Raw genomic sequence first — 20,858 nt, forward strand, 5'->3', positions numbered from 1 at the left:
TTTTATAAATAAATTTCCTGCGGGTATTTTACATCGGTTAAATAAAGGCCATGTGCAGGCACTGATCTGCCGGCCAATGTCCTCTTCTTTTCTCTGATAATGCGCTTAAAATCTTCCGGATTTATACGGTGTTGACCTACTTCCAACAAAGTTCCTACAATTGCCCTTACCATACCACGCAGAAATCGATTAGCGCTGATATAAAAAACCAGCGTAAACCCTTCTTGTTTCCATTCAGCCTCAAATATCTCACAATTAAATGTAAAAACATCAGTTTTCACCTTACTAAAGCTCTCAAAATCCTCGAATTCAAAAAGTGAAGCTGCCGCCTCATTCATTTTCTGTAAATCTAGCTCTTTAGTAAAATAATAGGCCTGATCCGCACTAAAAGCATCTTTCCGTTTGATAATTTTATATTGGTAAGAACGGCTAATGGCATCAAAGCGTGCATGCACCTCATTTCCTACAGCTTTTACATCCAGCAAAGCAACGTCTTGAGGCAACATTTTGTTCGCTTTAAAAATCAACTGTCGTGGCTCCACATTATCGGGCAAGTCTAAGTGGAAAACCTGTTGGGTAGCATGTACACCACTATCCGTTCTGCCGCTTGCTACTACTTCAATAGGCTGATTGAAAATAGTGGAAAAAACTTCCTCTACTTTTTGCTGTATGGTTACAGCATTAGGTTGCTTTTGCCATCCGTGGTAGAGACTTCCTTTGTAAGCTATGGTAAAAAAGTAGCGCATCAATTATTTTTCAGTTCAAATTTAAAGGGTTTTGTGCAGTTTAGCCCTAAAGGAACGGCTTTATCAGCCACTATTTTTATTATTGAAAAATAGAATGTAAAAATTTATCAGTCTAAATATTGCTCCCTCTGTAACAATTCTCAATTAATCTGCTCGTTTTCATGTCCGAAACAGCTAATTTTCTTATTTTCGCCCAGACAATTTATAATTAGACATAAATATGACTTCTTACCAAAGAATCAATAACATTACCGGATGGCTTATATTCCTGATTGCATCCGCTGTTTATATCCTTACTATTGAGCCTGTAGCAAGTTTTTGGGATTGTGCAGAGTTCATTGCCAGTGCCTATAAATTACAAGTTCCACATCCGGCTGGTGCGCCTATGTTCTTGCTCATTGGTAGAATGTTCTCAATGTTTGCTTCCAGCAATGTGGAATCAGTAGGCTTTGCAGTAAACCTTGTTTCTGCCTTAAGCAGTGGGTTCACCATTTTATTCCTGTTTTGGTCTATCAATTTGATAGCTCATAAAATTCTTAAAATAAAAGTGGGTGAGGCTACCACTGGCCAAACCATTAAGATAATAGCTGCAGGAGCAATTGGTAGTTTAGCTTTCACTTTTTCAGACTCATTTTGGTGGTCAGCTGTAGAAGCTGAAGTATACGCTATGTCTTCTTTCCTTACAGCATTAGTATTTTGGGCCATGCTTAAGTGGGATGTAATTTCTGATGAGGCTGAAGCAAATAAGTGGCTGGTGCTTATAGGTTATATTATTGGAATTTCAATAGGGGTCCACTTATTGAATATTGTTGCCTTACCTGCACTTGGTTTAATTTACTATTTTAAGAAATATGAAAAAGTAACTTTTAAAGGCATTTTATTCGCTTTATTGATTAGCGGTGGTATCCTAATACTTATCTGGAGGTTTATTATTCTGGGAGTACCTGCACTTGCCGGTAAATTTGAAATATTCTTCATCAATGTAGTAGGCTTACCATTTGGATTTGGGGCGCTTATTTTCGGTCTCTTGCTCATTGGCGGATTTACTTATGGAATTATCTATGCCATCAAGAAGAATAAAGTTACTTTACACACTTTCTTACTAGCCTTCTCATTTATCCTTATTGGTTACTCTTCCTATTTTATTGTCCCTATTCGTTCCTCTTATGATCCTCCAATCGATCAGAACGATCCTGAAAATGTGATGACTTTATTGTCATACCTCAACAGGGATCAATATGGCTCTCGTCCTTTATTGCATGGTCAATATTTTGATGCGCAAGTAACTACTCAGGAAAAGGGTGATCCTATTTATACTAAAGGTGAAGAAGAGTATGAAATCACCGATTATAAGATAGAAACTAACTATGACCCGAACAGAACCACCATTCTTCCAAGAATGTATAGTGGAGCTCCGGGTCATGCTGAAGAGTACCGTAGCTGGACAGGGTTGAAGCCTAATGAAGTGCCAAATTTTGCAGATAATATTACTTTCCTGATTCGCTACCAGCTCGGACACATGTATTTCCGCTACTTGATGTGGAATTTTGCCGGTAGAGAAAGTGATATAGAAGGTGCTGGTTGGCAAACAATGTTTCAGGATAGCTCCGAGCTGCCTGAAGTAATGAAAGAAAATAAAGCAAGAAATAACTTTTGGATGCTTCCATTTATCTTAGGAGTTGTAGGCCTAATTTTCCACTACAATAAAAATGTGAAAAGCTTCAGCGTAATCGGCCTTCTATTTATTTTAACAGGGGTGGCTTTAATTCTCTATTTAAATTCTCCGGCCACTGAGCCACGTGAAAGAGACTACATTTATGCAGGTTCTTACTATGCTTTTGCCTTTTGGATAGGTTTTGGCGTTTTAGCTGTAGCTTCTTTATTAGAAAAAGCAATTAAAAACCCTAAAATGGCTGGTGCTATTGCCGGAGCTATTTGTTTGGTTGTTCCTGGAATTATGGCAGCCGAAGGATGGGATGATCACGACCGATCTGACAGGTATTTTTCCGTTGATGCCGCAAGAAATTATCTTGCATCTTGTGCACCCAATGCTATCTTATTTACCGGAGGAGATAATGATACATTCCCTTTATGGTTTATACAAGAGGTGGAAGACTACAGAACTGACGTTCGTGTAATTGTATTGAGTTACTTTAATACAGATTGGTATATTAACCAAATGAGGCAGAATTCTTATGATTCCGAGCCTATACCAATGAGTTTAACTCCGCAACAGGTACAGCAAGGGGGCTTAAATGATTATCTACCCTATGTGGAAAGTGCAGGTATACAAGGTGCTATTCCTTTAGAACGGTATATGGAATTGATCAGGAGTAATAACCCTGGCCTACAAATACCTACCTCTGTGGGGAAATATAACATGATCCCTTCCAAATCTTTAAGCCTTTCTATCGATAAGCAAAATGTAAGAAACTTAGGAATTATTCCTGAAGATAAAATGCCGTTGCTGGTTGATAAAATGACCTGGAACATTCAGGGAAATGGATTAGAGAAAAAAGATTTGATGATACTGGATATCATGAATGAGAATAAGTGGAAAAGACCTATATACTTTAACACTACCTCTCTTAATGGCATTAAAATGAACCTGAAAAAATATGTAGTTCAGGAAGGCCTTGCTTATAGATTATTACCGATTGCCAATCCTAATATGAGCGAGGAATTTGTGAACACCGAAGTAATGTACAAAAACCTGATGAAGGAATTCAGCTTTACCAATACTGATGATCCGGATGTATATTATAACGAAAACTACAGAAATTTCTTCCTTAACCACAGGTCTGCTTACACCACGCTTTCCAAATCCCTATTGGCTGAAGGAGACGATACAAGAGCAGTGGAGGTAATAGACTACATTCGTGAAAAAGTTTCTGAAGAAGCAGTACCATTAGATATTACAGCTTTAGATTATATCCAAATATATTATGCTACAGGACATGATGACAAAGCCAATGAATTAGTGCGTAAGCTTTGGGATCAGAATGTAGAATTATTGGGATACCTTGTTAGCCACAAAGAGGGAATGGGATACATGAGCAGAGAAAGACAGATCAGCTTTGCCATATTGCAACAAACACTTCAGATTCTGAGACAATATAATAAAAACGAAGAAGCACTTCAGTATCAGGATGAACTGAGAGTACTCTATGAAAAAATGTAAAAAATTGTGACATCCTAAAAAAAGCTGTCGATTGACAGCTTTTTTTTATGTCTTTTTAAGCATGGTCCTAAGAACTACTCTTTTACCTCAACTCCTTTCCAAAAAGCCACATAGTTTTCAATTTTCTTTGCCATTTCTTTGGCTTGAGGATAATACCATGCAGCATCCTCATTTTCTTTACCATCCACACTTATAGTATAATAGGAAGCTGTTCCCTTCCAGGGGCAAACTGTATTGGTATTGGAATCTTTAAAATATTCCTTTCTTATAGTTGAAGGAGGAAAGTAATGGTTACCCTCAATAACAATTGTATTATCACTTTCCGCTAACCCCTGACCATTCCAAATAGCTTTCATATTTTAATATGTTTAGTTCTTAAATCAATCTTATTTGAATTTTTTAACTCCTTTAAAGCAATTAGGTTAATTAATTATTCAATTCCTGCTGCCTTTTGTCGTCTAGCCGAACTTTATAAATGACACCCTGTCCAAATAAACAGATACCTGAGTTAAAAATTATTAGTGCTACAGTGCCATAGCCTATCCATGAGAATCCACCAATATTTTGAAACCTATACAAGGCTGCCTCAATTGATAAGCTTAAACCTGCACCTATTAAAATTAAACCCGATATGGCATATACCAGCCATCTCCTTTTAAGTTGTTTCATGTGTGTAGCTCTTATGGTTGAACAAAAATTAACTATCTTCGTGTTGGAGATATATTATAGACGCAAGCGTGTTATTAAAAGTTTATGAGAAGTATATTACTAACCCTGTTGCTGGCAGGCTTATTTTTTCAATCCGGCCATAGCCAGGTACTGAAACCAATTTCCTGGGAAAATAAAATACTCACCGAAAATATTCAGCATGGAGATACCGTTATACTCTCTTTTCAAGCTAAAATAGATGATAATTGGTATTTGTATTCTTCCGACTTTGACCCTGAATTGGGGCCCATGGTAACGGAGTTCGAGTTTGAAGAAAACAAAACCTACCAGTTATTAGACAGTATTATTCCTATCAATCCCTCCAGGGGGTATGATGATATTTGGGAAGGAGAATACACCTACTTTAAAGGTAAAGGAGAATTTCAGCAAAAAACCATTGTTAAATCCTTACCATTTTACATTTCAGGAACTTACAATTACCAGGTTTGCTCGGATGTAGATGGTAAATGCATTCCTTTCAATGAAGACTTTAGTTTCGGTGAGAAAATTGAAATTCCTGTAGAAAATAAATCTGTAGATGATCTTGAGGCTGATGAAGTGAAAGGTTCTTTATTGACGGATCAAGAGTCTAATTCGCCCTATTCATTATTAGCATTTATGTTATTTGCATTTGTTGGAGGGCTAGCAGCTTTGTTAACTCCTTGTGTTTTCCCTATGATCCCTATGACGGTGACATTCTTTACCGGAAAATCAAAAACTAAATCAGGAGCATTACGCAAGGCACTTATTTTTGGCATTTCAATAGTGCTGATTTATGTTTTGGCAGGAACTGTTGTAGCTGTTATAAACGGGCCAGGTTTTGCCAACTGGTTAAGCACACACTGGATCCCCAACGTATTCTTCTTTTTAGTGTTCTTCATTTTTGCATTATCCTTTTTAGGTTTGTTTGAAATCAATTTACCTTCAAGTTTTGTAAATAAGGTAGATGCCAAAGCAGATAAAGGAGGTTTAGGAGGAGTGTTTTTTATGGCCTTTACCTTAGTTTTGGTTTCTTTTAGCTGTACAGGCCCTATAGTGGGCAGTATTTTAGTAGAATCCGCAGGTGGGCAGGTAATAAAGCCTTTAATAGGGATGTTCGGTTTTTCTATGGCTTTTGCTATTCCATTTTCTCTTTTTGCCATTTTTCCGGAGTGGCTGAGCCGATTACCAAAGTCAGGTGGATGGCTCAATTCCGTTAAAGTGGTTTTAGGTTTTTTAGAATTAGCATTAGGCTTAAAGTTTCTGAGCATTGCTGACCAGGTTTACCACTGGGGCATTCTCGACAGGGAAATCTATTTGCTCCTATGGATAGTTATTTTCACCTTTTTAGGGTTGTACCTTTTGGGAAAAATAAGATTAGCTCACGACAGCCCTATCGAGAAACTTTCTGTTGGAAGGCTCATGTTGAGCATGGCCACTTTTAGTTTTGTTGTGTATATGATACCAGGTTTATTCGGTGCACCCTTGAAAGCAATGGCCGGTTATTTACCACCAATGAGTTCACATGATTTCGATATTCCGTCCATTATTCGACAGAACTCAGGCGGAGTGGCTGAATCTTCAGAATATGAACAATGTGAAACGCCTAAATATTCAGATTTTCTGGAATTCCCACATGGAATAAGAGGCTATTTCGATTATGATCAGGCACTGGCTTGTGCTAAAAAGTTAAACAAACCGATTTTTGTGGATTTTACAGGACATGGTTGTGTAAACTGTAGAGAAATGGAAGCCAGAGTTTGGTCTGAACCAGAAGTACTTAAAAGGTTAAAAAATGATTTCGTGATGTTGGCCTTATATGTTGATGAGAAGAAAGAACTTCCTGAATCAGATTGGTATACCAGCGAGTACGATGGAAAAGTAAAGAAAACTATCGGTGCACAAAATGCAGATTTACAAATAACAAGATTTAATAATAATGCTCAGCCTTACTACGTAATTTTAAATACCAACGGTGAATTGCTCGTAAAGCCTATAGCTTATGAATTAAATGTGAATAAATTTGTTGACTACCTGGAAAATGGTAAAACAAAGTTCAAGCAGGAAAACAAAAAGCTTTAAAAGAAGTGTTGTAACTTTGTGAAGTTAAAAACAAGATACTAGATTAAAGAGAATGGCGAAAAGCAGAAGAGGCACAGCACTCAACGAGGAAGAAAAGAGGCCACTCAACAAAGAAAATATCAAGAAACTTACAGGTATTTTCAGTTTTATTAAGCCTTACAAGGGTTATTTTATTATTGGTTTATTCTTCCTGCTTATTTCAAGTACCACACTTTTAGGTTTTCCCTATGTGGCAGGTAAGCTGGTAGATGTAGCACAAGGAAATGCGGAGGGGATTTTTAGCGACATTAACAGAGTAGCAATTATTTTAATTGCAATTCTGGCAGTACAAAGCATTTTCTCTTTCTTTAGAGTTTACCTTTTTGCCCAGGTAAGTGAAAGAGCCATGGCAGATATGCGCACCGGCCTTTACAGTAAATTAATGGAGCTTCCAATGACTTTTTATGATAAAAAAAGAGTGGGAGAAATTGTTAGTAGAATAACAACAGACATTGCCTTACTTCAGGACACCTTTTCCGTAACTTTGGCAGAATTTATCAGGCAGGTTGCTACTTTAATAATAGGAGCCTTTATCATCTTTTACACCACACCTGAACTTTCCCTGTTCATGCTAGGTACTTTTCCTATTCTGGTGATAGCAGCAATGGTTTTTGGAAGGTTTATAAGAAAACTATCCAAGAAAACTCAGGATGAACTCGCATCTGCCAATGTGGTTGTTGAAGAAACTCTTCAGTCAATAAATGTTGTAAAAGCTTTCACCAGTGAATTCATTGAGGTTGTTCGCTATAAAAAATCAATGGCAAAGGTGGTTAAAGTAGCATTAAAATCTGCCAGTTTCCGGGGAGCATTTATTTCATTCATCATTTTTGCCATGTTTGGGGGAATAGTAGCTGTTATGTGGTATGGCGCTAACTTAGTGCAAGCAGGCGACATGAGCGTAGGTGACTTGTTAAGTTTTGTACTTTACACCACTTTTATTGGTGGTTCAATTGCAGGGTTGGGTGATTTGTATGGTCAAATACAAAAAGCAATAGGTGCATCGGAACGTGTAATGGAAATTTTAGAGGAAGAAGGCGAGCAAAAAATTAATGAATCCGACCAAAAAGAACTTACTCTTCATGGGGACATAGAATTTAAGGAAGTCGGTTTTTCTTACCCTACACGGAAAGATGTAAAAGTACTTGAGAATTTAAGCTTTAAAGTAAGTGCAGGTGAAAAAATTGCCCTTGTAGGCCACAGTGGAGCCGGTAAATCTACTATTATTCAGCTACTACTCCGTTTCTATAACCTGGATAGTGGAGCAATTTGTGTAGATAATAAGGAAGTTACTAATTACGATCTATCAGGCTACAGGAAAAATATTGGTATAGTACCTCAGGAAATTATTCTTTTCGGAGGAAGTATCAGAGAGAACATTGCTTATGGAAAGCCAGGTGCCACAGAAGAAGAAATTTTGCAGGCAGCACAAAAGGCAAATGCATGGCTGTTCATTAAAGACTTCCCTGAAGGACTGGATACATTGGTGGGAGAAAGAGGTGTAAAGCTTTCAGGAGGCCAGCGGCAAAGAATTGCTATAGCCAGAGCTATATTAAAGGATCCTAAAATCCTTATTCTAGATGAAGCTACCAGTTCGCTCGATGCTGAATCAGAAAACTATGTAAAGGAAGCACTAGATGAGCTGATGAAAAACAGAACAACTATCATTATAGCACATCGCTTGGCTACCATCAGGAAAGTAGACAAAATATATGTGCTTAAAGAGGGTAAAATTGCTGAGTCAGGATCTCATGAAGAATTGATATCTGCAGCAGATGGAACCTATAACAATTTAGTGAAGCTTCAATTACAGGATTAATGGATTACTTAATCTATCTTATTTTAAAAACACTGATATATGCGGGGTCAATCCTGCCATTTTGGTTGCTCCATGCACTTTCGAGAGTATTGTATTTTGCGATATATTATGTATTTGATTATCGTAAAAAAGTAGTAAAAAGTAACTTAAAAAGATGTTTTCCTGAAAAATCAGAAGCTGAAATTAAAGCTATAGAAAAAGAGTTCTACAAGCATTTTTGCGATTTGATGGTGGAAAGCCTTAAATCTTTTACCATTTCAGAAAAGGAGATAAAAAAGCGCCATAAGTTTTTGAACCCTGAAGTTGCCCAGCATTTTATTGATAAAGGCTATAATCTTTCTATCATGGGTCCCCACTATAATAATTGGGAATGGCTTATTTTTAGTTTAAATTTCATTCAGGAGCCAAATAACCCAAAAGTATTGATCATGTATGCAGTACTGAAAAACCCATACATGGAAAAACTGGTTAAAAAGAGTAGGTCACGGATGAATTCCATCATGTTTCCTAAAGCAGAAACTTCAAGAAAAATTATCGAGTATCAGGATAAGCAACATTTTTTGTGTTTCGCAGCAGATCAGGCTCCTCTCAATGTTTACAATAGCTACTGGATGGAGTTCATGGGGCAGGAAACCGGAGTATTTTATGGAGCAGAAAAAATAAGTAAAGCAAAAAATTATATCCCTATCTACCTACATGTTCGTAAAACAGGCAGATCATATTACGAAATTGAAATGGAAGTTATAGCTGAAAATCCTCAGGACACAGAGTATGGATACATTACTGAGAGATTTATGCGTTTGCTGGAGAAAGATTTACATGAAGCGCCTGCCTATTGGCTATGGACACACAAGAGATGGAAAAGACCAAAACCTGCAGATTTTGATGAAAAAAGAAATGCAACAGCTAAAGACTGAACCTTTTAGTAGTATATTTTTGCTAAATTCCTTATCTTATTATCAACAATTGAAAAATTTACAACCCTTTTAAGTAATGAGTGAGATAGAAAATATTGACAATAATGAACTAAATAAAATAAGAAATGCTTTTAAAGACCGGGATTGGAATGAAATTAAAAGTTCTGATTCGTGGGCGATTTTTAAAATCATGTCGGAGTTCGTAGATGGTTTTGAAAAATTAGCAAAAATAGGCCCTTGTGTCTCAATATTTGGTTCAGCGCGCACCAAGCCTGACAATAAATACTATAAAATGGCAGAAGAAGTAGCTGCTAAATTAGTAAGACATGGTTATGGAGTAATAACCGGAGGCGGGCCAGGAATAATGGAGGCCGGAAATAAAGGTGCTAAAAGTGAAAACGGCAAATCAGTAGGGTTGAATATAGAGCTACCTTTCGAACAATTTAACAACATTTACATTGATCCTGATAAATTGATCACATTTGATTATTTCTTTGTAAGAAAAGTAATGTTTGTTAAATACGCTCAGGGCTTTGTTGTAATGCCAGGGGGATTTGGCACAATGGATGAGCTTTTTGAAGCCCTTACTTTAATCCAGACACATAAAATTGGACGTTTTCCAATTGTTTTAGTAGGTAAAAGTTTTTGGTCAGGATTGTTAGAATGGATTGAAACCACTTTAATTAATGCCGAAAACAATGTGAATAAAGAGGATTTGGAGTTGTTTAAGGTAGTAGATACCCCTACCGAAGCAGTTAAAGTAATTGATGATTTTTATTCTCAATTTATGCTATCTCCAAATTTCTAAAAATCAGTACATTTTTAACGTTTTTAATAAATTAGAATGTCAGAAAGTCGCCTCGCGCTATACATTTCAATATTAGCAGCATTTACTTTTCTTGTAATCGCTTTTAAAGGAAATCAAAGCAAGGAACCACGACCTGCCACTCAGGAGGAAGAAATTGTATTAACTGAACCTCTTGGGTTTATTAATGCCAGAAGTATTCCTCTACCTGAAAAGGTTGCATTTGCAGGAGAGCAAGTACCGTTAGAAATTCCTGATGTAAAAGAACGACTGGATAAAGAGCTACATATTAATTCTTATTGGCACAATAATACTATTTTTTTACTCAAAAGAGCCAATAGATGGTTTCCTATTATAGAGCCTATTTTGAAGGAATATGGTATCCCGGAGGATTTTAAATACCTGGCTCTCATTGAAAGCGGCCTTGAAAATGTAACAAGTTATGCAGGTGCTGTTGGTTTCTGGCAGATACTGGAAAGCACAGGTGAGGAACTTGGGTTGGAGATTAATAGAGATGTTGATGAAAGATACCATCCGGTAAAATCTACTATTGCTGCTTGTAAATACTTAAAAAGAGCTCACGATAAATTTGATTCATGGACCTTAGTAGCTGCTTCCTATAACAGAGGAATGCGAGGCATGCAAAATGCTCTGGATCATCAAAAAGCGGATACTTACTACGATCTAATGCTTAATAGCGAAACATCTCGCTACGTTTTTAGAATAATTGCTATTAAGCTGATTGTAGAAAACCCTAAAGATTATGGTTTGGAAATTGAAAAAACTCATCTATACGCTCCCTATATTTATAGGTATGACACAATAAGAAACTCTACTGATTTAGTAGATTATGCGATTAGCCAGGGAACCACCTATAAAACCCTTAAGATTTATAACCCATGGCTAATTGATGATGAAATAAGCGTTAGAGGAGATGATTTTTATGTGATTAGTTTACCTGAAAATACTTCTGACAATAAAGGCGGAGAAAGTCAGGAATCTTCTAAAATGTGATTCCAAACTCCAGCCCAAGCAAGTCATTTTGAACTCGCAGCCCGTCACTTGTACTTTCATTTATTACATTAAAAAGGCCTCGTTGGTAAATTATACCTCCAAATAATTTAGTATCAATACCAAAACCATACTCAACACCTGCTGCAAGAAGAGCAGTAGCATCCATAAAATTAAATTTCTGCACAAAATCTAAATCCTCACCTCTTCCTTTTGTTTTTATATCTAATGAACCACCTACCTGAAAATAAAGCTTCTTATCCAACCCTACTTCTTCGGTAAACAATTTAAGGGTTAATGGAATTTGTAAATAATGTAAGGAGTAGTCTTCATCAGAGCTAAAATTAGTATCTTCATCCTTTATTTGTACACCTACTCTTTTAGTGGCAAATAATAAACCAGTACTAAAATAATGATTTTCTTTAAATTCAAAATCAACTGTAGGCCCTAACTGAAATCTTAATCCTACTCCATCAGGATTATAAGAATAATTGGTCGATTCATCTTCCACTCGATTGAAAGATAAAGTAGGAGCGGCTTTTAAACCAAACTTCGCTTGTGCCTGAGCACTAAATACAGAAACTAATAAGATGCTTGAAAAGAGCAATTTTTTCATTTAATTCGTGTTTAATTAATAATCAAATTATATTTCTAAATTAAGCTAATGCAACGCAATAGAAACAGCTTTGTTATTCATTTTATCCTTTTATCTATTTTGTTCCTATCGTGTAGCAAAGAAACAGAATTCTGCTCCAATGCTCCTGAAGTGACAGAAATAATGGTAGACATGTCTTTTACTGATTTTACTGATGACTTAATTAGCATATCTGGTAATAACGATGCGCAACAATTTGTAAATCAGCATCCTTTTCTTTCTTCTTACTTTTTAGGTGAAAACACCAACACTACAGACTCTGCTATTGCAGAAAGACTATTGAACATTTTTACCAATTCCGCCTATAAAGATACTGTATATTCAGAAGTAAAGGAAGAATTTAAGGGCTTTGAAAACCTGCAAAACGACTTTGAAAGAGCCTTTCAGTATTACAAGTATTATTACCCTGAAGTAGAAGCTCCTCATCTTCAAATGGTATTATCAGGCCTGCAAAAGGATTTGTATGTGTCGGACTCTTTAGTTGCTATAGCTGCAGATTATTTTCTTGGACCAAAAGCCAGCTACCTGCCTGCCGGGGTTCCGGATTATATATTAAGAAGATACCAAAAAGAATATATTGTACCTATGACAATGCTATTGCTGACTCAAAAGCATAATAAAACTGATTACTCTGATAAAACCCTCCTTGCTGATATGATTTTTTATGGTAAATCATATTACCTCGCTAAACAAACTATTCCATGCACTCCGGACTCACTGCTGATAGGCTATACAAGCACTGAAATGGAAGACATTGCGAAAAATGAACATATTATTTGGGCAAATTTTTTAGAGAATGATTTATTATATGAAACCAGCCATTTTTTAAAAGATAAATTTATAGGAGAAAGACCTAAGACATTTGAAATTAGCAATAATTGCCCTGGAAGAATAGGCATATGGGTAGGTTGGCAGATAATTAATTCGTACATGCGAAATAATCCAAATGTGACCCTGCAGGAATTGATGCAAAAAACTAATGTACAGGAAATATTTGCTAAATCTCAGTATAAGCCGCGCGGATAAAAACTCATAATTTATAACTGCGTATATGTGGGTTAATTATGATATTGAAACCTGAAAAATAATTTACACCCGCAATGTTAGTTATCTTTCAGAATTAATTTCTATATTATATGGAATCTCAAATTAGATTGCACAATGGGTAATCACTTTTTACTGACTTACAGATATAATCATTGATTCTTGTGTAATTGCCTGATAGGCTCTATTTAACTAATGCTTAGTGATAATATACCTTCTAGATTTTCAGAACACTTATTCCACATATCTTAAATAAGTTACCATGAATCCTGCTGAAAAAGGTTGGCTCCACGAATATATTCAATTTAAAAAGCTGTATCCCATTATTTTAAATGATGAGTTTATTACCACTAAAGAGCAACACCTATATAAAATTGTACAGCCAACAGGGTTAATATACGGACAAGCAATTCATAGCCCTGGGTACAAGCATCCAAAGGAGCAACGTTGGGGAGCTTCTGAAAGAATGAAAATCGTTTTACTGGAAAGCCTATATCACAGTGCTGCCCTTTCTTTGAAAAAACTTCCCAAGGGAGCAATAGAATGGGAGCAATTTTATAGACACACTTCTCTTTCTATTGGAAGATTTTACAACCACTTGAATCCAAGACTTTCTAAAAGAACAATTTTTTCTTTGAAGCCGATCTCTTTAGATAACCTGCTTTTTACTGAAAAAGTATTGGACAAAAAACTCTCGGAGAAAAGTAATTGGCACAACTTCTGGGCTGGCCTATTTCATAATAGTTTTCTTTTTCTGGATACCTATTACTTTGGCGAATGGTACGCAGGTAGATTCACCAACATTAAATGGCATAAAGATCAAATGAAAATGGTATTGCTGAAAGTAATTGCTGCAGCCGCTTATGCGAAACATATAGTGGAAAGAGGAGAAAAGAATATTTTTTTCACTTTTCTTGATTCTGCTAACCTAACGAAAGATCAGGAAAAAGCAGCAAAAGAGGCATATCGTGAAGGAATTAAGTTAGAACAGATAGAGCTGAAGTATGTGGACACCTGGTTTTTCAAGAAATATGTGCTTGAGTTAGCTATTCTAATGGTGTGGGCAGATAAAGTAGTAAAAGAAGAAGAAAGGTTGTTTTTATTAATATTAGCTAAAAGACTTGGCTTTACCGAAACTGATTTAGATGTAAGTTTAATCGCTATTGAAGCATTTGTAATTGACAACTGGAAAGATGTATATTTTCTACAAAGCAAACACTCATTTCAGGTAATCAATCAAACTATTCATCAGCGCATTGCCAAAGTAATGGAGAACAACCATGCTTATTTAGTGAATGAAGTAAAGCAAGGCAAGCACCTAAATGCGTTACTGGAAAAATCAAAAAAAGAGATTCTTACATCAGAGGAGAAAGACCTTGTAAGAATAAAGTTAATTGAAGTACTTAAAACAATCCCTGCATTTAGGTATATAGCGATACCAAGTAATTTTCTTACTTTACCTATATTGCTTGAAATACTACCAAAGGATGTACTTCCAATTACTTTTCAAGGTTAGTTAACTCCTTAGACAATTCTTTCTTCTGTGGAACCAGTATCGAAATAAGAATAGACAGTAGTAAGGTAGAAACTATAATGCTAAAAGAAACTATAATTGAGATATGGATGTCAAGAAACTCTAATAGCATTTTGGCACCTATGAATATGAGAATGAAAGATAATCCTTTCTGAAGTAAGTAGAACCTATCAATAATACCTGCCAGTAAGAAAAATTTAGCCCTCAAACCTAAGATGGCAAAAATATTGGAAGTATACAGAATAAATTCACTTTGGGTAATTGCAAATACTGCCGGAATGGAATCCACGGCAAAAATCAAATCTGTCGATTCAATTAAGAGAATGACTAAAAACAATGGTGTGAAAAGAAACTTCTGTCCTCTTTTTACAAAAAATTTACCATTAAAATCTCCCTTTGTAATTTTAAGGTATTTCCGGGCAAATTTAATTATAACATTTTTCTCAGGGTCAAGATCATCATCTGCTTTCTGAAAAAATATTTTAACCCCACTGTAGACAAGAAAAGCTCCAAAAATATACAATATCCAGTGGAATTGAGCCACAAGATAGGCGCCAAGGAATATGAAAACTGCTCTAAAAACGATCGCCCCTAAAACTCCCCAAAACAAAATATTGTGATAATACTCTTCCTTAATTTTGAAATAACGCAGAATTAAAAGAATGACAAAGATATTGTCTACTGATAAAGCATATTCTGTGAGGTAAGCAGAAAAGAATTCCAATGAAACTTCAGCCCCACCATCGTATTTATAGATTAAGAAACCAAAAGCAACTGATATCACTACCCAAAATATTGACTGGTAGGTAGCAGATTTTAAAGATACTTTGTGGGCATTTTTATTGAAAAAGCCGAGATCAAAAATCAGAAATATGATTATGACAGCACCAAAAAGTATATATAAAGCACTTTCAGGATTGTTTTGTAAATTCAAAGCGAATATCATATAATGGCACCTATTTAATACGCAAGATAACTTTTCTCGTGCTTAATATTAAAATTTATATAGATAAATTATAATTATTAACGGTGAATGAACGGACTAAAACTGAAAAATGGATTCAGACAGCTTATAAAAACCTCAACAAGAAATTTATCTCGAATGACTTAGACCTTCCCTTTAATAACAAAATTGCTGAAAGTTAAACGAAATTTTAACTATGTACAAAAAAAGGAAGCTAAATTAAGCTTCCTTCATGTAAACAAGTTCTACTATTTATCAAAAAAATTATTGAGGCTTATTTTGAAGTTTTTTCACATTACTTTCTTTGAGGCCATAATGCTCCATTACTGCATAATAGTTATCATAATCAACTGGTTCTGCAGATCTTTGTGTTGCTCGAGCAGGAATTATTATAACACGGAAAATTTTATCATCGGTCTCTTCAGGAATGAATAAACCCTTCCTAAAATCAGCATCTAAGTAGACAAATACATCTACCAAAGTAAAATCATAATTGTATACATAAGTGCCTACTTCATTGAATCTGGTCTGAGGTAAAGGGCTCCAGATGTCATAACCTCTATCATCCACGCCACTTAAAAGAAAAGCAAGAGCCTTATCTGATTCAAAAATAAAAGGTAAATCTACCTCATCATACAATAGCGTAACTCCGTAATCATTATTTTCATTAAAAGAAACTGGAGGGAATTCGTAGGCAATAGCTACAAACTCTTCACCATCCTGTCCTGGAGGGCCTTGTGGGCCGCGAGGGCCCGGTGCTCCGTCATTGCCATTAAATGTGCAGGAAGTAATAAGAAAGGTGGCAAGCAATAATATTTGAAAGTTGTGGAATAAATTTTTCATAGCTTCTTCAATTTGATGTAATGAAAGGTAACCAAATAGCATGCCAAATCAGAATTATGCAATACAAATGACCCAGGATTAATTTTGGTAATTGTGTGAGCAAAAGAATAGTAAGATTAAGATAGACTATTGCAATAAAGAGAAAATAAACATCCCTGCAAAAAGCAACAAGAATATAACACCCTTCATTAAGTTGTCTTCAATTCTTGATTGATGCAATATTTTGTGTAGTCCTCGCATAGCAAGAACTAAATTAACACATAAGGCCTTGTACTAAAAATGACTAAAATTCCTAAAACGTAATGTTTGGAGAATCTAAATCACTTAACCACACATTTAATTAAATGATAAGATAAATCATACAAGTAAAGTCGGCTTCAAACGATTCTAGTATACATTAATTAAGGCTATTCTGTTCTATTTTAGAAGGATACACCTTAAAAAAACACTGATAAATCTACACGAAAACCTACATACTAATAGGTTTTAGCAATCTAATAAATATGAATTCCTAAATCCGGGCCTGATAAGTAAATAGCTGATGGTAACGCCCTTTTAATTCGATTAACTCATCATGCTTACCACGCTCCACTATTTCACCAGACTCAATAACTAAAATCTGATCTGCCTGACGGATAGTACTTAGTCTATGCGCTATAACGAATGTGGTTTTTCCTTTCATTAATTCTTTTAGACTTGATTGAATATACCTTTCGCTCTCGGTGTCTAAATTTGACGTAGCTTCGTCAAGTATTAATATTTTAGGATCTGCCAGCACAGCCCTTGCAATGGCTATACGTTGTTGCTGACCTCCTGAAAGCTTTACACCTCGTTCTCCTATTTGAGTATCCAAACCCTTTTCAAATTTATCAGTAAACTGATTTACATAAGCAGCAGAAACAGCGTGTTGTAGTTCTTCCTCAGAAGCATTGGGTCTTGGAAATAAAATATTTTCTCTTATTGTGCCTTCAAAAAGGAAATCATCCTGAAGTACCACCCCTAACCTGCTTCTATAACTTTCAAGAGTGACCTTTTTTAAATCCTGTCCATCAACAGAGATTATCCCTTCATCCGGTGTAAGAAATGATGCCGCCATTCCAGCTATTGTAGTCTTGCCAGAGCCTGAAGTACCCACCAAAGCAGTAACTGATCCTGGTTTTGCTTCAAAGCTGATGCTTTTTACTACTTCCTTATTGCTTTCATAGGCAAATGATACTTTATTAAAAATAATATGCCCTTCTATAGCCGGAAGATTAATAGTTCGTTCCTTATCATCAGACTCCAGAGGGGTATTCATAATTTCCTCGGTACGATCTAAACCAGCAAATGCTTCCGTCAACTGGCTCCCTATATTGCTCATTTGCACAATAGGTGCTATCATAAAGCCAAGATATAGAGTAAAAGCAAGAAAATCACCAAAGGTTAACTGCTCATTCATAATCATATACCCACCTATTCCCATTATACCGGCTGAAGCCAACCCTAATAATAATGTGGCTGAGCTAGTGATTAAACTTGTAGAAATTAAGCTGGATTTGATGTTTCTAAACAACCTATCGACTCCTTCAGCAAAAATCCTTATCTCCTGTAGCTCTGCATTAAAACCTTTAATAACCCTAATCCCACCTAAGGTCTCCGTAAGCCTTCCAGTAACTTCTGCATTTATTTTACCTCTTTCACGGAAGATTGGGCGAATTTTTCCAAATGCTTTTAATGAAATAACACCAAAAATTGCTACCGGAACCAATACGTACAGGGTCATCATTGGACTAATCCTAATTAACAGGAAAAGGCACACAATTGAAGTTAAAATACCGCCTACCATTTGGGCCAATCCAGTCCCTACCAAATTTCTTACACCTTCTACATCCGTCATTATTCTTGAAACCAATTCACCTGTTTTGGTATTATCAAAATATCGAATAGGCAGCTTTAGAATATGGGCTTGTACTTTTGATCGCAATTGGGCAATTAGGTTTTGTGCCTCCACGCTGAGTATTTGAGTTAAGGCAAAAGAAGTGACTGATTGAACGATTATAGCCCCAACTACAGCAAAGATTAAATATTTTAACTTCTGAAGATCGCCATTTGGTACTACTTCATCAATTAAGATTTTGCTGGATCCCGGTAGCACCAGAGAGGCAATTCTACTAATTATAATAAGGACTAAACCTATAAAAACATACTTTCTTCTTGGCCAAATGATTGTTTTAAAAACCTTTGCCAAGGTAGTTTTTGAGCTTACTTCTGCTTTTTCCATGAAATTAGTTACGTCTGAAGGATTTTTTTCTGATGACACATTTAAAGAATATGCTATCCAGATAAGTCGATCAACGTAGTACGTGAAGTGTGCTTCAATAGTTTTAAACCACTAAAAGCTACCTGATAAATTTTTACTTTATTTCACAAGCCTTAACAAATACTCACCGTATCCACTTTTCACTAATGGCTTGGCAAGCTCCTGCAACTGTGTTTTATCAATAAAACCCATCCTGTATGCCACTTCTTCAATACAGCCAATCTTTAGTCCTTGCCTTTCTTCTATCACCCTCACAAATTCTGAGGCTTGCATCAATGAAGCAAATGTTCCGGTATCCAACCAGGCCGTTCCTCTGTTCAGCACACTGACTTCAAGGGTTCCCTGTTCAAGGTACTTTTTATTAATATCTGTTATCTCAAGCTCTCCTCGCGGACTTGGCTTTATATTTCTGGCTATCTCTACCACTGAATTATTATAAAAATATATGCCTGGAACTGCAAAGGATGATTTAGGCTCTTTTGGCTTCTCTTCGATAGAGATCGCTTTTCCGTTGTCATCGAATTCCACTACTCCGTAACGCTCAGGATCGTGCACATGATAAGCATATACAATACCTCCTTTTGGCTTGGTATTGCTCTGCAAAAGCTTACTCATCCCCGAACCATAGAAAATATTATCTCCAAGAATCAGTGCCACATCATCTCCTCCAACAAAGTCGGCTCCGATAATAAATGCCTGGGCTAAGCCTTCAGGTTTTTTCTGTACAGCATACTCAATTTTACAACCAATTTGAGAGCCATCTCCTAATAGCTGCTCAAACATGTGGGTATGTTCAGGGGTAGAAATAATCAGGATTTCTTTTATTCCTGCAAGCATTAATGTGGACAGCGGGTAATAAATCATTGGCTTATCATAAACCGGCATGAGCTGCTTACTTACTGCTATTGTTAATGGGTGTAAACGTGTTCCTGATCCGCCTGCTAAGATTATTCCTTTCATTGGTTAGATATGTTTAGATTTTTAGAATCTAGAGCCTAGACTGCTCTTCTCTATATTTAAATTTTAATTCCCCTACCGTCTTGTTCCGGGGATTCTTCGTTATGTCTTGGCTTTATTCTCTTAATATTTCAAAATTTGAAAGACAATTTTTGATCCAGTTTTATGGTCTAGGTTCTTGACTCTAACCTCTAGTCTCTCTTATCATACATTTCATCGTAATATTGCTGGTATGCTCCTGAAGTGACATTTTTCATCCATTCTTCATTTTCCATATACCAGTCGATAGTTTTGGCTATCCCTTCTTCAAACTGGAGGCTTGGTTTCCATCCCAACTCTTTCATTATTTTGTTGGCATCAATGGCATAGCGTAAATCATGCCCTGCTCTATCAGTAACATAGGTGATGAGTTTTTCTGAAGTTCCTTCTTCTCTGCCAAGCTTCTTATCCATCACTTTGCATACTACTTTAATCAAATCCAGGTTTTTCCACTCATTAAAACCTCCAATATTATAGGTTTCTCCTTTTTTACCTTTGTGATAAAGCACATCAATGGCTTTCGCATGGTCCTCCACATAAAGCCAATCTCTTACATTTTCTCCTTTACCATATACCGGAAGTGACTTATTATTCCTGATATTATTAATGAAGAGTGGTATCAGTTTCTCAGGAAATTGGTTAGGTCCATAATTGTTAGAGCAGTTGCTAACAATAACAGGCAATCCATAAGTATTGGCATAAGCTCTCACAAAATGATCAGAACCAGCTTTTGAGGCTGAATAAGGTGATTGCGGGTCATAAGAAGTTGTTTCGGTAAAAAAGCCTCCATCATCCAATGAACCAAAAACTTCATCTGTAGAGATATGATAAAATAGTTTATCTTCAAAATTATCTTTCCAGTTTTCCTTAGCTGCATTAAGCAAGGTGACAGTGCCAAAAATATTGGTTTTTACAAACTCCATTGGGTTGCTGATAGACCTATCAACGTGGGATTCTGCTGCTAAATGTATTACTCCATCAAAAGCGTATTTCTTAAATAAATCAAAAATATAAGCTTCATCAGTGATATCTCCCTTTTCGAATATATAGTTTTTTGCGCCTTCAATATCTGCAAGGTTTTCCAGGTTACCTGCGTAGGTCAGCTTATCGAGATTAACAATTTTATAGTCAGGATATTTGTTTACAAACAATCTCACTACATGAGATCCTATAAATCCTGCTCCGCCTGTTATTAATAGAGTTTTCAAATTAGTCGAATTTTTACATGTCAAATTTAAC

The 20,858-nt window shown here is 36.0% G+C and carries 17 protein-coding genes; 8 read left to right on the forward strand and 9 right to left on the reverse strand.

What is annotated here, in order from left to right; genetic code table 11:
• Positions 1 to 2: 2 nt before the first annotated feature.
• Complete coding sequence (gene truA, locus IEV85_RS22150) at positions 3 to 746, reverse strand: tRNA pseudouridine(38-40) synthase TruA (protein WP_188467460.1); 744 nt, start codon at positions 744 to 746, stop codon at positions 3 to 5.
• Between the two features lie 220 nt (positions 747 to 966).
• Between truA and IEV85_RS22155 the strand changes: the two genes are divergently transcribed.
• The gene (locus IEV85_RS22155; protein ID WP_188467461.1) at positions 967 to 3,927 is read left to right on the forward strand and encodes a glycosyltransferase family 117 protein; all 2,961 of its coding nucleotides are present in this window, start codon (positions 967 to 969) and stop codon (positions 3,925 to 3,927) included.
• 74 nt (positions 3,928 to 4,001) lie between these two features.
• Here the strand turns inward: IEV85_RS22155 and IEV85_RS22160 are convergent, their stop codons facing one another.
• Both IEV85_RS22160 and IEV85_RS22165 read right to left on the reverse strand, forming a co-directional pair.
• Positions 4,002 to 4,283 (reverse strand): DUF427 domain-containing protein, encoded by a 282-nt coding sequence (locus IEV85_RS22160; protein WP_188467462.1) that lies wholly within the window; start codon positions 4,281 to 4,283, stop codon positions 4,002 to 4,004.
• Positions 4,284 to 4,353: 70 nt separating this feature from the next.
• Positions 4,354 to 4,596 carry a hypothetical protein gene (locus IEV85_RS22165; protein WP_188467463.1) on the reverse strand — a complete coding sequence of 81 codons (243 nt, stop codon included), beginning with the start codon at positions 4,594 to 4,596 and terminating at the stop codon, positions 4,354 to 4,356.
• An 84-nt stretch (positions 4,597 to 4,680) separates the two neighbouring features.
• Between IEV85_RS22165 and IEV85_RS22170 the strand changes: the two genes are divergently transcribed.
• The 5 genes from IEV85_RS22170 to IEV85_RS22190 all read left to right on the forward strand — a co-directional run bounded on the left by IEV85_RS22170 (position 4,681) and on the right by IEV85_RS22190 (position 11,287).
• Entirely contained in the window at positions 4,681 to 6,696 is a 2,016-nt protein-coding gene (locus IEV85_RS22170) for a protein-disulfide reductase DsbD family protein (RefSeq protein WP_188467464.1), read from the forward strand.
• 52 nt (positions 6,697 to 6,748) lie between these two features.
• The gene (locus IEV85_RS22175) at positions 6,749 to 8,551 is read left to right on the forward strand and encodes an ABC transporter ATP-binding protein (RefSeq protein ID WP_188467465.1); all 1,803 of its coding nucleotides are present in this window, start codon (positions 6,749 to 6,751) and stop codon (positions 8,549 to 8,551) included.
• Positions 8,551 to 9,468: a lysophospholipid acyltransferase family protein gene (locus tag IEV85_RS22180; RefSeq protein WP_188467466.1), complete on the forward strand. Its 918-nt coding sequence runs from the start codon at positions 8,551 to 8,553 to the stop codon at positions 9,466 to 9,468. The genes IEV85_RS22175 and IEV85_RS22180 overlap by 1 nt, the downstream gene beginning before the upstream one ends.
• A 76-nt stretch (positions 9,469 to 9,544) precedes the next feature.
• Complete coding sequence (locus IEV85_RS22185; protein WP_188467467.1) at positions 9,545 to 10,276, forward strand: LOG family protein; 732 nt, start codon at positions 9,545 to 9,547, stop codon at positions 10,274 to 10,276.
• A 36-nt stretch (positions 10,277 to 10,312) separates the two neighbouring features.
• A complete protein-coding gene (locus IEV85_RS22190) occupies positions 10,313 to 11,287 on the forward strand; it encodes a lytic transglycosylase domain-containing protein (protein WP_188467468.1) in 975 nt (324 codons plus the stop codon).
• Here the strand turns inward: IEV85_RS22190 and IEV85_RS22195 are convergent.
• Complete coding sequence (locus IEV85_RS22195; RefSeq protein ID WP_188467469.1) at positions 11,277 to 11,900, reverse strand: porin family protein; 624 nt, start codon at positions 11,898 to 11,900, stop codon at positions 11,277 to 11,279. The two genes, IEV85_RS22190 and IEV85_RS22195, sit on opposite strands and share 11 nt — an antisense overlap.
• A 48-nt stretch (positions 11,901 to 11,948) precedes the next feature.
• On the opposite strand from IEV85_RS22195, the gene gldB reads away from it, so the two are divergent.
• Together gldB and IEV85_RS22205 are read left to right on the forward strand one after the other, a co-directional pair.
• Positions 11,949 to 12,965, forward strand: a complete 1,017-nt coding sequence (gldB, locus tag IEV85_RS22200) for a gliding motility lipoprotein GldB (RefSeq protein ID WP_188467470.1) — start codon at positions 11,949 to 11,951, stop codon at positions 12,963 to 12,965.
• A 280-nt stretch (positions 12,966 to 13,245) separates the two neighbouring features.
• Positions 13,246 to 14,499 (forward strand): LETM1 domain-containing protein, encoded by a 1,254-nt coding sequence (locus IEV85_RS22205; protein WP_188467471.1) that lies wholly within the window; start codon positions 13,246 to 13,248, stop codon positions 14,497 to 14,499.
• Here the strand turns inward: IEV85_RS22205 and IEV85_RS22210 are convergent.
• The 5 genes from IEV85_RS22210 to rfbB all read right to left on the reverse strand — a co-directional run bounded on the left by IEV85_RS22210 (position 14,483) and on the right by rfbB (position 20,827).
• Complete coding sequence (locus tag IEV85_RS22210; protein WP_188467472.1) at positions 14,483 to 15,463, reverse strand: TerC/Alx family metal homeostasis membrane protein; 981 nt, start codon at positions 15,461 to 15,463, stop codon at positions 14,483 to 14,485. The two genes, IEV85_RS22205 and IEV85_RS22210, sit on opposite strands and share 17 nt — an antisense overlap.
• Before the next feature lie 282 nt (positions 15,464 to 15,745).
• Complete coding sequence (locus IEV85_RS22215) at positions 15,746 to 16,324, reverse strand: hypothetical protein (protein ID WP_188467473.1); 579 nt, start codon at positions 16,322 to 16,324, stop codon at positions 15,746 to 15,748.
• 511 nt (positions 16,325 to 16,835) lie between these two features.
• Complete coding sequence (locus tag IEV85_RS22220; protein WP_188467524.1) at positions 16,836 to 18,584, reverse strand: ABC transporter ATP-binding protein; 1,749 nt, start codon at positions 18,582 to 18,584, stop codon at positions 16,836 to 16,838.
• Positions 18,585 to 18,722: 138 nt separating this feature from the next.
• Positions 18,723 to 19,583 (reverse strand): glucose-1-phosphate thymidylyltransferase RfbA, encoded by an 861-nt coding sequence (gene rfbA, locus IEV85_RS22225; protein WP_188467474.1) that lies wholly within the window; start codon positions 19,581 to 19,583, stop codon positions 18,723 to 18,725.
• Positions 19,584 to 19,771: 188 nt separating this feature from the next.
• On the reverse strand, positions 19,772 to 20,827 hold the full coding sequence (gene rfbB / locus IEV85_RS22230; RefSeq protein WP_188467475.1) for a dTDP-glucose 4,6-dehydratase: 1,056 nt from the start codon (positions 20,825 to 20,827) through the stop codon (positions 19,772 to 19,774).
• Positions 20,828 to 20,858 lie beyond the last annotated feature (31 nt).

This window comes from Marivirga lumbricoides, from assembly GCF_014636295.1.
GTDB lineage: Bacteria > Bacteroidota > Bacteroidia > Cytophagales > Cyclobacteriaceae > Marivirga > Marivirga lumbricoides.